Annotated in this window: 10 protein-coding genes and 1 pseudogene; 1 reads left to right on the top strand and 10 read right to left on the bottom strand. The window is 28.6% G+C overall.

Features of this window, described 5'->3' with window-relative positions; translation table 11 throughout:
* Positions 1-55: 55 nt before the first annotated feature.
* The 8 genes and pseudogenes from Q6H37_RS12650 to Q6H37_RS12615 form a co-directional block, all read right to left on the bottom strand.
* Positions 56-1,213 (bottom strand): S8/S53 family peptidase, encoded by a 1,158-nt coding sequence (locus tag Q6H37_RS12650; protein ID WP_318742275.1) that lies wholly within the window; start codon positions 1,211-1,213, stop codon positions 56-58.
* A 318-nt stretch (positions 1,214-1,531) separates the two neighbouring features.
* Positions 1,532-4,528: a helicase C-terminal domain-containing protein gene (locus tag Q6H37_RS12645; protein WP_318742274.1), complete on the bottom strand. Its 2,997-nt coding sequence runs from the start codon at positions 4,526-4,528 to the stop codon at positions 1,532-1,534.
* Positions 4,529-4,556: 28 nt separating this feature from the next.
* Entirely contained in the window at positions 4,557-5,438 is an 882-nt protein-coding gene (locus tag Q6H37_RS12640; protein WP_318742273.1) for a sensor histidine kinase, read from the bottom strand.
* Positions 5,439-5,462: 24 nt separating this feature from the next.
* A complete protein-coding gene (locus Q6H37_RS12635; RefSeq protein ID WP_318742272.1) occupies positions 5,463-6,197 on the bottom strand; it encodes an ABC transporter permease in 735 nt (244 codons plus the stop codon).
* 15 nt (positions 6,198-6,212) lie between these two features.
* A complete protein-coding gene (locus Q6H37_RS12630; RefSeq protein WP_318742271.1) occupies positions 6,213-6,938 on the bottom strand; it encodes an ABC transporter permease in 726 nt (241 codons plus the stop codon).
* Entirely contained in the window at positions 6,931-7,851 is a 921-nt protein-coding gene (locus Q6H37_RS12625; protein WP_318742270.1) for an ABC transporter ATP-binding protein, read from the bottom strand. Before Q6H37_RS12625 ends, Q6H37_RS12630 begins: the two co-directional genes overlap by 8 nt.
* A gap of 147 nt (positions 7,852-7,998) precedes the next feature.
* A pseudogene (locus Q6H37_RS12620) lies at positions 7,999-8,690 on the bottom strand (response regulator transcription factor).
* 112 nt (positions 8,691-8,802) lie between these two features.
* The gene (locus tag Q6H37_RS12615; protein WP_318742269.1) at positions 8,803-9,369 is read right to left on the bottom strand and encodes a Uma2 family endonuclease; all 567 of its coding nucleotides are present in this window, start codon (positions 9,367-9,369) and stop codon (positions 8,803-8,805) included.
* A gap of 322 nt (positions 9,370-9,691) precedes the next feature.
* On the opposite strand from Q6H37_RS12615, the gene Q6H37_RS12610 reads away from it, so the two are divergent.
* A complete protein-coding gene (locus tag Q6H37_RS12610; protein WP_318742268.1) occupies positions 9,692-11,056 on the top strand; it encodes an APC family permease in 1,365 nt (454 codons plus the stop codon).
* A 137-nt stretch (positions 11,057-11,193) separates the two neighbouring features.
* Here the strand turns inward: Q6H37_RS12610 and Q6H37_RS12605 are convergent, their stop codons facing one another.
* Complete coding sequence (locus tag Q6H37_RS12605; RefSeq protein WP_318742267.1) at positions 11,194-13,116, bottom strand: ABC transporter permease; 1,923 nt, start codon at positions 13,114-13,116, stop codon at positions 11,194-11,196.
* The gene (locus Q6H37_RS12600; protein ID WP_318742266.1) at positions 13,106-13,867 is read right to left on the bottom strand and encodes an ABC transporter ATP-binding protein; all 762 of its coding nucleotides are present in this window, start codon (positions 13,865-13,867) and stop codon (positions 13,106-13,108) included. Before Q6H37_RS12600 ends, Q6H37_RS12605 begins: the two co-directional genes overlap by 11 nt.
* Positions 13,868-13,939: the final 72 nt, after the last annotated feature.

The following is a 13,939-nucleotide window of genomic DNA, read 5'->3' as shown; positions in this document are numbered from 1 at the left end:
ATTAAATACCAATAGATCAAAGCTTTTCTATAAGCGTTTAATATAATGATTGATTTTATTTTTGTAAAGACACCTTTTCCACAAGCTTTTCTGGATTTACTATTTTACCTAATTTATATTCTTTACCCTGTTTATCAATTTGAATTACATCCCCTGTATCCATTACTGCTTTCAAAAACTTTTCTGGAGTTATATTTGGATTTACCTGACAACATAAAGTATATAAACCTGCCACATAAGGAACTGCCCAACTAAGTCCACCCTGTTTGTAAAATACATAATCTGATTTTCCAGTAGGAGATGCAGTACACCTGCTATCCATTGGTACCATAAAATTCTTTTCTATATCAAATCTTTTATTATCTTTAAAAAACATGCTTTCCCAGAACATTCCTGGTTCATAACTTTTAAAGTCATCTGGATTTTTCATATTTTCCCTTCCAAGCCCCCAAAAATCTACTCCATAATACTTGTCAAAGCTTGTAGAAACCACTAATATTCCTTCATCTTTAGCTCTTTTTACTGCTTCATCTACCTCTTTATAGCCTTTCTGATTTTCACTCCAGCCTACTGACATAGAAATAACTCTTATCTTTTTTTCTTTAGGCAGGGTTTTGTTTATTTCTATAACTCTATCTATAGATTGGGCTAAATATTTAAAATCGAAAGGAAATTTACCTAACATGCTGCTTAAAGTAAATTTTCCATGAGTTTCAGCAATGTAGTATAAATCTGCCTCTGGTGCAACTCCCACATTCTTCCCTACTGCAATTGAAGCAACTGCTGGTCCATGCATCTGTGCATCATCTTCTTTAGGATTATGAATTTCTTCATAAAACTTTAATCTGTCTTTATATTCTTCATGATCAGTTAAAAGAGTTTGATCAATAATAGCTATACTTACCCCTTTTCCAGTAATTCCTTTTTCATGGAGCTTTCTTATATTTAACCCTGGATTCTTTCCCATTTCCATAATTGCTTGAGCATCAAACCCTTTTGGCATATCAGAAGGCCATTTTGTCTTATTATCAAAATCTGCATGCATTAAATCTTTTAAATTATCCTTAACATTAAGTTCTGATAAGTCATAACTTCTTAAATCTACCTGCCAACCTTTTTCTGAGTTTTCATCATATTTAGGAAGATTTTTAAGCTTTCCTCTTTCATAACATGAAACCTTAGGTACCCTAGCTATTCCACTATTTCCATTCACCTTATAATTAGTATATTGGCCTAGTGGAAAATTGAAAGCAAATATTAAAAATACTCCTATTATAATGACAATAAAAAAAGTATCTTCTTTTTAAAACTAAGTTTTTTAATACTTTCTAACATACTTTACCCCATGAACTATTTATTTTTTAATTATTTTTAGTTTAGATTACAATCGTAATTAACGATTTAATATTACTATTGTAATCCAAACTTGTCAAGAAAGTATTTCCATTTTTATAATTGATATACATACTTATACATACTAAAGTTTTAAATTCCACTAAATAAAAAAGAGAAGGTTAACTTTTCCTTCTCCTTAAACTTTTATAATATCATTAAAATATTCAGTTATTTTTTCTCTATTGATTCTATTTAACTTTAGCACTTTACCATCAATATAAATGTTCAATCCATTAACTAAGTAAATATTTACGTCATATTTCAAATTTCTTTTTCTATACTCTAAAGACATAAATTCATTTATAATCTTCTCAATTTGCTTTAATGACATATTGTTTTTAGCCATTTTTTTCTCCAAAATAGCTTTTTTCAAAGAAGGCTTAACTTCCTTCATTATCTTATAAAGATTTATTTGCTTCCACCTTGCCACCCTAATATTTAAATCTCTAAAAATTTCATTTTCATTTTTTCTTATAATAGGAACATCATGAAGCTGACCTTCAAGCTTTTTTACTGTAGGATTAACACTATCAAACTTGCTCATAATAAATAAGTCACCATAATCATATTCAGTTCTTATAATTCTTCCATAAATCTGCTTTAAGTCTATGGACACAATTGGAAAATTAACCTTTGCATAAGCCTGCCAATAGTTTTTTCCTCTTTCAACTTGATTTTCTATTAAGGATTTATAAAAAGGTTCCTTACTATTGATATTAGGCACTTTATCTAAAATCACTGTAGTCATGGCATCTCCTGGAATATCTATTCCTTCAAAATATCCCTTTGACCCTAGTAGAATATATCTTTCATCCCTAGATTTCAATTTTTCTATGTCCTTTTTACCATATACGACCTTTATTCCTAAAGCTCTTAAACTTTCTGAAGCTTCTTCTTTAAAAGCATAAAGCCTTTTTCTACTGGTAAATAGAATAATAATATTTCCTTCAACATTATGTAAAAGCTTTATAACAAATTTTTTCATTTCTTCTGAAAAAGCACCTATATCGTTAGGATCAATATTCTCCATAGCATATATTACACTTTTACCTTTATAATCAAACACAGGCTTTATAGGCGGAACCTCTACTATTTCTTTATTTTGGGACTTTGCAATGTTTATTCCTAAAGTATTTCTCAAACTATTATAACCACTATCTGTGCTTAAGGTTGCAGATATAAAAAGACAACTCTTAACACTGCTTAGAACTTTTTCATAAAAAGCACCAGATACATCTAAAGGAATACTGGATATTTTCCACCATTTAAAAAATTTATCTACTTCAAAATAAAAACAATATCCTTCTTCACTTTGATTTATCACAGCTTCTAAAAGTCTACTGTAACTATTTATTCCTTCTACTTTTTCCATTAATATTTTAAGTCTTTTATCTTTTTGAAGAGTAGATATATCCTTTAAAACAGAAACTGCCTTCTCCAAGCTTATGTTCAAGCTGCTTAAATCTTCTTTAAGATATTCTAAATATCTTATTATAAATGACATTTTATCATTGTTTTTATTTAAATGATCTTTTATATTATAATCCTTGCTTATTCCACTTTGAGTTATATAATTTTCAAAGGCAGCTTTAATATTTGCCATTTGTCTTATGCACTGCTCTATGCAGGATTCTACTTCACTTAAAGGCAAAGTATCCTTTTTGGCTCTCCTTGATAAATAATACAGATATCCGCTTTTTTCCGGGCTATTATATATTTCCTTAAGATACTTTTCAAACTCATAAGAAACCAAAGCATTTTCAAAAGCATCATAAGCTTCCTGAGTGAGATTGTGTGCTTCATCTACCACAATATTTTCAAGAGGAACTATGCTTTTATACGGCCACTTTAACAATAAAGAATGATTTACCACAATAAGTTGAGCTTCCTTAAGTGCTTCAACCTTTGCTGCATAATAACATCGATCTTTATATCTACAAGCTCCCACATCACAAAGTTCCGAATCACAATTACACTGATTTATCAAAAAATCTAAATTAAACTTTTCCATTACAATAGGACTTATTTCCTCTATTTCTCCAATACCCTTTTCCAGCATTAGTCTTTTCAAATAGACATATCCAATGAGAGTTTTCATATCCACAGGATATTCTATATCACCAAACCTGTCAAAACAGAGGTAATTGCTTTTCCCTTTTATCAGAGTATAGCTTACATCTCTTTTTAAATTTAATGCTTCTAAAAGATTAGGAATATCCTTATCAACCAGTTGATTTTGCAGCCCCTTTGTATTAGTAGATACAATAACCTTCTGCTGCTTGAGATGCGTATATATAGCTGCTGGAAGTAAATACGCCATACTTTTTCCAAGTCCAGTTGGTGCTTCCATTATGGTAATTTTACCTTTTTCCAATCCTTCTCTTATAAATTTTGATGCATCCCTCTGTTGTGGCCTTAGGGTATAACTTCTCCCATTTCTTCTCCATATTTCTTTATGTTCAAAAAGTTTTTCATAATCCTTCAGTGCAAAAACAGGATATGGTTCATTAGCTTTCTCTTCAAATTCAACAGCTTTATTCTCTATAAAGCATTTTACATCCTCCATATTTACCTTTGTAATATGCTTATACCAATTCCACTTTTCCAGTTCTGTAATACTCATAGGCAGTGAATAAGCATTTTCATAATAAAAACGACTTATAGCATAATTAACCATAAGTATTATGTCTTCTACATAACTGAATTCTGTATAAGTATCTTCCCTATAATCAGGAATAAACTTCTTTAGTAAAAATTGAAGTTCAAAGGACCTAAGCTCTGGAAAAAGAATTGCAAGGAGTTCTATTATATCTAAAAATTCATTATGTATATTAAAAAGCTTTTTTTTAAAAGTTCCATCAAAACAAACCAATGGAATTTCTTCAATAAAAGTTTGTAGTTTATTAAGTACTTCTTTAAGGTTACACGAACTATCCAGTTCCTTTTGTGTAATTCCTCTTAAAAGCTGAGAAGTACTTAATTCCACTAATTTATCAGGATTAATCAAGCTTGAAAACCTTGAAATCTCATTATTTTTTATTTTAACAGCACAAATTCTTATAACTTTATCATCCCCATGTGCAGTTTCTATATCTAAAAATATTACATTATTTAGTACACTATATGTTTTCATATATTCTCCTTGATAAATAAGTTAGATATTAAAATACAATTTTCAATGTTAAAATGTCTTCTTCAATTTCTGCATAAGCTTTAGCATTTATCTTTTCAGCAAGTAATTTCACAATAGAAAGACCTAAACCTGTACTACCTGAACTTCTTGACCTGTCAGCTATATAAAATTTTTCAAATAATAGGTTTACATCTATTTTTTCGGGGTCTTTAACCTTATTTGCAAAGCTAAGTTCAACATTTTCTTTTCCTGTAAGTGAAATTTTAACATAGCTTGAGCCATATTTTAATATATTAGATATTAAATTTTGAACAATCCGTTGTAAAACCATTTTATCTGCTTCAATAAAAATCGTAGTATTTGGCAAGTCAAAAATCGGCTCAATCCCTGCTTCTTTAAAGGAAACAATATTCTGCAGCAAAGCATCTGAAAGAAAATTATTCAAATTAACTTTTTCTAAGTTTATATGTATATTATTATTTTCAATAACTGTTATCTCAAAAAAACTAGTAACAAGATTTTGCAATGTTTCTGATTTCTTTTTTAAAATATTTATTTTTTCTCTTTGCTTTTCTGATAGCTCACTTTTTTCTAATAATTGAAGATAACCCATTATAGAAGTAAGGGGTGTTCTTAAATCATGGGATATATTTGCAATGGAATCCTTAAGCTTTTGTTCATCCCTTAGAACCTCTATCCTCAGCTGCTTTTGAAAATTGATATTTCTATTAATATTACCTGCAAGATATTCTATATCCCTATCCAGCAGAGATATGTCTATTTTCTTTTCTGTTTTACCTTCCAGAATATTTTCTAACTGTTTTCCTATACTTCTTATCTGAGCCTTTAAATGAAATACATAAGAAATTAATAAAATAACAGAAAGACTTAATATTAGTATAGTAGCCATTATGATCATCCTCATATAATAAACTTATTTTAATTCACATTTACGAAATATATTATAGCTTACTAATAATATAACACTTAATAATACTATTGAATATAGAGAAAACATTACAAATTGATACCAGGAATTATTAGTTAAAACAGTTCTTAATAAACGCATTGGATGCATAGATATTGGTACTTTTAAATCACTGGCGTATGACAAATACAATGCATTAAAAAATATTGTAATAACTGATGCTGAAACTGTTCTTACTGTATCCCTAAATATTACTCCAAAGAATATTATAACTGAAAAAATAACAAAGTCTAGTAATGCAGTACAAACTAATATTTTAAATAAAGCAACTATTGATTGTAATATTGGTGCATTCCATCCATACCTTAATGTGATAACTATGCCTCCCATAATAGGAAAAATAAGCATAGCTATAGTTGAAACAGTAAATATTGAAAATACCTTGCATAAAAAAACATTACTTCTACTATTTCCAGACATTATTTTTAATGCTATTATTCTATTTGAAAAACTTTTTCCCATTAACAATGCTATAAAAGCACTAGTTAATATAATAAACCCTATAGAATCATGCAGCATTGCAATAAATACTTGATATCCACCTAAAGGTAAATTAAAATAATCATTCTCCAAATAACCGCTTGCCATAAAAATTCCAAGAATGAAATTCATTCCAATAGTTAATAGACAAATATAATCGTGTGTAAGTTCATACATTTCCCTTTTTAATAATTTTTTCATTTTATACACTTCCTTTTAATGCAGTTCTGACTTTTTAAAACATAAATATGAAGCTGTTAAAAAAAGTACTATTGTAATAAATCCAATTAATGCTGCTTTTCCAAATTGATTTGGTACTATTGGTCTATATAAAATAAGACGCATTTGTGCTAATGGTAATACTTTAAAAGAATTGTCCATTATATCACGTGTTGAATTTAAAAGAACAACACTCATCAAATATACTCCAGTAGAAAATCCAACAGATTTTCCAATGTCTTTAAATATAAAAGTAATAAATAAACTTACACTTGATATAGCCATTCCTAGTAAAGAGATTACTAAAAAAGTTTTTACTAAAATGTTTCCACTAATTACCAGATTATAAGAAGTATATCTGTAAGATACATTATTAGCAATTATGCTAATAATTGGTCTTGACAAAAGAACAATATTCACTCCAATAAGATAAGCTAAAACCTTACAAATAAATATTTTTGCTCTACTGTGTCCTGCACAAACTGCATTATTTATAGTTCTGTCAATAAAATCATTTCCAAAAGATAATGCTCCAAGTAATATAGGAAATATCATAAGTAAGCATGTATTATAAAAGCTGGCACCAACATTTTCATATTGTGTAGTGTAACCATAACCATCTAAAGGTATAGTGACTCCAATGAATGTACTTATGAAAAATATTATCCAAAAACTCTTGCTTTGAAATAATTTATAAACCTCTATGCGCAAAAGATTAACCACATTTATTACCTCCAATCCTACGAATAAAGTAATCTTCAAGATTATCTCCATCTAGAGAAATTCCAGTTATTATTAAATTATTTCTTGATAATGCTGTTGAAACAGATTTAATGTCTTCTAAATAATCATATAAGCGAATTGATTTATCTGGCATAATTTGATAGTTCATTGTATGAAGCTGTTCTTCCAAAATAGTTGCTGCTGCTGATACATCATCTACTTTAATTGAAATATGCTTTTTACATTTCTCATTTAGTTCTGCTTGAGTTAAATTTTCTAAAATCACACCATGAGAAATGATAATATAATGATCAACAGTTTGATAAAGTTCCTCCAAGATATGGCTGGAAATTAGAATAGTCATTCCCTTTTCCTTATTTAATCTTTTTATAAGTTCTCTTATTTCCACAATTCCAATAGGATCAAGTCCATTTACAGGTTCATCCAAAATTAAAAACTCAGGATCGTTAATTAAAGCAATAGCAATTCCTAAACGCTGCCTCATTCCCATCGAAAAGTCCTTTACCTTCTTTTTTCCTGTATCCTTTAATCCAACTAATTCTAATGTATCATGAATAACCTTTTTATCAGGAATACCTCTTTGAATACGCTGAATTTCTAAATTCTGATAAGCTGTCATATTAGGATATAAAGCTGGAGTTTCAACCATACAGCCTATACGCTTTCTTTGCTGTTGAAGCTGCTTTTCTCCAGTTTGTCCAAATAAATATAACTCACCAGAGGTAGGAAAAGATAAGCCAGTAATAAGCCTTATTAAAGTAGTTTTTCCTGCTCCATTTTGTCCAACAAAACCATAAGTATTTCCTTTTACAAGCTTTATATTTATACCATCCAATGCTTGTGTATTTTTATATTTTTTTGTTAAGTTTTTAGTTTCTAAAACGTAAGTCATAATTACATCTCCTTTGCTTTTCTATATTTTCATTTTAAAAATTTTGTATAAAGAAAAACTTAAATCAATTCTAAAGAAAACCTTAAATAATTTTCAACATAAGAAATAAGCAGGTGTTGTTCCTGCTTATTTATATTAGTATATAATTTATTCATGTAACTTATAGCCCATTCCCCAAATTGTTTCTATATATTCTTCATTAGGATTTGCACTTTTAAGTTTATTTCTAATATTGCTTATATGAACATTTAACGTATTATCCTCACTAAAATATTCCTCTTTACAAATGCTTTGAAATAAATTAGCCTTTGAAAAAACTTTTTGCGGATGACTTAATAATAACAACAAAATACCATATTCCTTTGATATGAGCACTAATGTATTTCCATTTACTACTACTTTTTTTCTTCTTCATTTAAAGTAATGTCTTTATAAGTTAAAATTGGCTCTTTTTCAATTGTACTTGATGTATCTGACTTACAGCGTCTTAAATTGCTTTCTATCCTTGCCAGTACTTCGTTTAAATCAAAGGGCTTGGTCACATAATCATCTGCACCTAAACGTAATAAATCTACCTTTGTATGTACCATATCTTTAGCAGATAATATTATTACAGGAATATCTGAAAAAGAATGAAGTTCTCTTAATATTTCATCCCCACTTTTAAATGGCAGCATTAAATCTAAAAGAACTAAATTATAATTTAAAGTCCTTAGTTCCCTCATGCCATCTATTCCAGTATGAGATACTTTTATATCATATCCACTTTCCTCCAAAAATTCCTTAAGTAAACTACAAATTTCCAAGTCATCTTCTATAATCAAAATCTTCTTTTGCATTCTTATCACCAACCAAATTAATACTTTTTTATTTATATGTACGAAAGTTGAGTAAATTTACAAGCTCAAGTATCATATTTAGTGAGACTTGAGCCTTCTTTACATTATAAAATCATTTAAATAATTCTTCTATATCTACTTCAAAGCTCTCGAAAATTTTTGATTTTACAATTCCAGTTTCAGTTTTAACTATACTTTGCTCATACATATTATCTGCATTCAATGTATACAGCATTACAGTATTTAATATAGGATTTACTATCCAATACTCCTTTACCCTATATTTCATATACAAATTCAATTTTGTAACTAAATCATGAGATTGATTTGATGGACTTAATATCTCTATTATGAGGCTTGGTACTCCTATATATTTATTATCCGTAAATCCACTTTTATCACATATTACTGATAAATCAGGTATTACTAATTTTTCCCCTTCAATCTCATCATTTTTTAATAATATGTCAAATGGAGCATGAAATACTTCGCAATCTTTTACTTCAAGTAAATTATACAATTTAGCATGTAACTTGCTTGATATTCTTTGATGTTTAGTAGATGGTGATGGTGACATATATACTATACCATCTATATATTCTAGTAATTTATCACTTTTTTCTTTAAGCTCTAAATATTTTTCATAGGATACTTTCTCATTTTTAAATAAAGGCTCCATTAAAATCCACCTCCTACTATTTGTATATTACTAAGTATATACTATACGCTTCAGCTTATCAAACAGAAGCTTTCAGCAGGCTTCTATTGACTATTAAATGCATTTAATTTAATGAAAAAATTACAATCTGTGTAACCCTTCCCAATTACAGGGGTTTTGCTGTATATTATAATAAGAAGCTATATAATTTGGTAACATTTATTATTTAATAGTTGAAGAAAATTTAAAATTTTAATGTCTAAAAGGTTACATAAATTAATTATTTGTGAAATCCCATAAGCAACTATAATAATAAATACAGCCGATATAGGGGGGTTTTAAAATGAAAAAAGAAAATAATGAAGATGGATTAAAAAGAGAAGTTGGTCTTGGAGTGGCTATACTTTTTGTAATCGGAAGCACCATTGGATCAGGAATATTCATGGCTCCGCAAAATTTAGCCAAATCATCATCGCCTGGTGTTTCAATTCTTGCATGGATTATTACTGGACTAGGAGCTATTATGATCGCATTAAGTTTTGCTAGCGTTGCTGCTAAAATTCCTAAAACAGGAGGTTGTGTAGAATATACTCGGGTTGCTTTTGGTGAATTTGCTGCTTTTATTGTAGCTTGGTTTTATTGGATTGGACAATCCACTGGAGGAGCCGCACTTATTATTGCTTGTTTAAGATACATGAGCAAAATTTTTCCTGTAATTGCAAATAGTAATTTACTGGCATTTGTCATTGGATGCACAATATTTTGTTTACTAACTTACATAAATATTAGAGGTATAAGACAAGGCATGATGGTATCAACAATAACAACCATTTGTAAGTTGTTACCTTTAGCATTATTTGTACTACTTGCAATTTTCCATTTTGATCCTGCGAACTTTCATACTGTTTCTCAAGTATCTGTTCAAAAAAATGGTTCAAATGGACTCTCTTCGCTTTCAGCTGCAATAGCAATTACTATGTGGTCATTTACAGGAATAGAAAGTGCAACAACAGCAGGTGGTGAAATCAAAGATCCTGAAAAAAATATAAAAAGAGCAACTATTTTTGGAACGTTAGGTTTAGTGGTTGTTTACTTATTAGTCAGTATCCTTTCTACAGGTATATTGCCACAAGATCAACTTGCACAATCAAAAGCTCCAATTGCAGATATGTTAAACAAAATGACAGGTGGAACTTGGGGTGGTTTGTTTATTGCAGCTGGTGTTGTCATTTCTACACTTGGATGTGCTAATGGTGGAATAATAGTAGCATCACGTTCAGCTTTTTCAGCTGCACAAAATAATTTATTTCCTCCAATGTTTTCAAGATTAAATAAGAAATACAATACACCTTCTGCTTCTATTATAATCAGTAGTATATTTTCATTAATACTAATTTCAATGAATTATTTTAAGGGACTTAATGCAGCCTATGAATTTGTTATGTTACTTGCAACAATGGTAGCACTACCACCTTATGTATTTGTTGCAGCTGCTGATATTGTAATTGCTAGAAAACAAGGTGATAAGATTACAATATTTAATTTTATCAAAAATTCACTTGTACCACTTCTAGCATTTATTTATGCTTTATATACAATATATGGAACTGGTTCTGAATCTGTTATGTGGGGATTTTTACTTATGCTTGGTGGTATTCCACTCTACCTATTTGTTAGATTAAGAGCTAATGTAAAAGAATCAGCTTAAATAAATTTATATTTAGGAAAACCTTATTAATTTGTAATTTAAATTATTTACAATTAGAAATTCAGATTAGCTAATATTAAGTATCTTGAATTTCTAATTGTTTTGATTATATAAAACAACCTATAGTAACTAATTCTTTAACTATGTGTATTTAATACCTTATTTAATAATCCTTTTGAATAAACATTTGTATAAATTTTTACAAATACAATCTGAATAATGATAACTATTATTGAAACTATGCCACAATACTTCGCAGCTGTCCATCCATAATTACAAATAGTATTAATGGAATAATTATAAAACATAGCAATGATAGCTCCAATAAATACAGGAACCATAAACATAAAATAATGCTTATTTAAAATCAAATGTTTAGCTTCCTCTTCCTGCATCCCCATTTTATACAAGTCTCTATATTTTCTATATTCATCCTCAAATTCTAATTGTAATTTTAAATGTAGTATTATGTTTGCTGAAAACCAAAACAAAATCACTACAAAAGCTACAGTAACAGTCAAAAATAATGATGATTGCTCAGCTGTTTTATATTGCTCAATTCTTGAACTAATTTTATAACGCTTTAACTCCGAACTATCTTCATGGTTTAACTTATTTAATTGCTGCTGTAGTGTTTCCACTGTATCCCCTGATTTTTTCCAATCCTCAAAGTTGAATAATTTTGAAACCACAATTTGATAATCCCTAGAAGTATTTTTAATTTGTTCATAATCATCATTATTGACTATTATTGTTCTGTCAGCCATATAATTTTTATCAACCAATATGTCTACTTTGCTTCCTGTAGATTTTAGATTTAATTCTTTGTCACTGCATGTAAAAAGCATCTTCTCTGGAGCACTTAAATCATGTCCATAACCATCTTTTAAATCATACATAAATATTGTCATGAAAGTACCCTTCTTTATATTATAATTACGTTTTAAAGTAGAATTTACTTGTGATTCCGACAATATATTAAATGCCCCATTTCTCAAGAATTCCATTGATTTTTCTTCTGTTACTTTTGTACTTCCACTATTCAATATTTCTTCTAAAGCTTTATCAGAAATTTGATTTATTTTGCCCATTTGAGCAAACTCCATTTCATATGGAGTATATGTAACAGCATTTTTAGTAAAACTAGGATATGTTATCATACAAAGCCCAACAAAAAATATGGCAAATTCAAACAACCATACCATTGAAGTTAAAATCCTCTTAGTGGAGTGAAAATGATACTTTAAATCAGAAAAAAACAAACTATTTTTCAGATAATATGATTTATTATTTCTTTCTAACCATAGTATAATAATATCCGAATTACCAATAATGAAATAAGTCCCTATAAGGCATAAAAGCATGCTGTAAAACCACACATCAGTAGAATGTCCTGATTTATAGTTTCTTATCATAATAATTACTGCAGTGATTAGCATAACTATACCAATATAAAATATTGCCTTATGAGTTTTTTTCTCTTTATCTGCTTTATATCGTTCCTTTACTAAATCTATAATCTTCATTTTTAATGATTGAAAAATACTTATTATTACAGTAATTATAAATACAACTCCATAAAAAAGTATTGTAACCCCATAAGCCTTAATATTCATCTGATATTTTAAAGCTGAAATGCCAACAAATTTTATGATAATTTCATAAAATGCCATAGAAATAAACGTTCCTATAAACAATCCAGATGCAACAGAAATTAAAGCAATTATTCCATTCTCAAACAACATATTGATTAAGACTTCTTTTTCTGTCATTCCCAGTGTCATCAAGATCCCATAATCATTTCTACGAAGTTTTTGAAATGCATTATGAGAATATGGAACAAACAACACAATAAATATTGAAACAAGAAGGCTTGGAGCTATAATATTACTTGAAATACTTGTATCAATTACTGATGGATTCTTCATGAATGAATTGTTTGTAAATAAAGCGGCAAAACAATAAAACAAGATAACAGAAAAGGTATTACATATAAAATACAGTAAATACCGTTTAAAGTTTACTTTAAGCATTTTTAAAGCTATCTTATTAAAATTCATCAAAATCACCACCAATTAAAGAAAGTACATCTAATATTTCATGAAAAAATTCTTTTCTTGATGCTTTTTTTGATATATCTGAAATGATCTTTCCATCCTTTAATAAAACTACTCGGCTGCAATAACTTGCAGCAAAAGAATCATGTGTTACCATCAATACACTTGTCCCCAAATTTTCATTTACTTTGCTCAAATAATTCATAACATCCTTTGTTGATTTAGAATCTAAGTTTCCTGTAGGTTCATCTGCAAATATCATATCTGGCTCATTTACAAGAGCTCTGCATATAGCTGCGCGCTGTTTTTGTCCTCCAGAAATTTCATATACATTTTTGTTCAATATATCTGAAATTCCAAGCAGCTGTGTAAGTTCTTGAGTTTTAGCCTCCATTTCTTCCATTTCCCTTTTGTCCAAAATCATTGGCATCATTATATTTTCTTTTACATTTAAGCTGTCAATCAAATTAAATTCTTGAAAAACCATTCCCATCTTATGTCTTCTAAACAATGCTAATTGTGATTTGCTCATATTAATTAGATCATTTCCATTAAATAAAACTCTTCCCCCATCAGCACAATCTATTCCACTTATTATATTTAATAAGGTGGTTTTTCCACTACCAGATGGTCCCATAATTGCAACCAATTCTCCTGCTTTTACTTTCAAATTAACTTCACTTAAAACTTTAACCTTATCTTTCTTGCTTAATTTATAGCTTTTTTCCAAGTTTTCAATATCCAATATATTCATCTTATTCTCTCCAATATTTTTACTATAATTATAATTTTACTTTTAAATCAAAAGTAACTACACCAGCTAATC

The sequence above is a fragment of the Clostridium sp. JS66 genome, assembly GCF_033561535.1.
In the GTDB taxonomy this organism is placed as follows: Bacteria; Bacillota; Clostridia; order Clostridiales; family Clostridiaceae; genus Clostridium_AM; species Clostridium_AM carboxidivorans.
The sequence above is the reverse complement of the archived record's forward strand: the minus strand, read 5'-3'. Positions and strand labels throughout refer to the sequence as shown.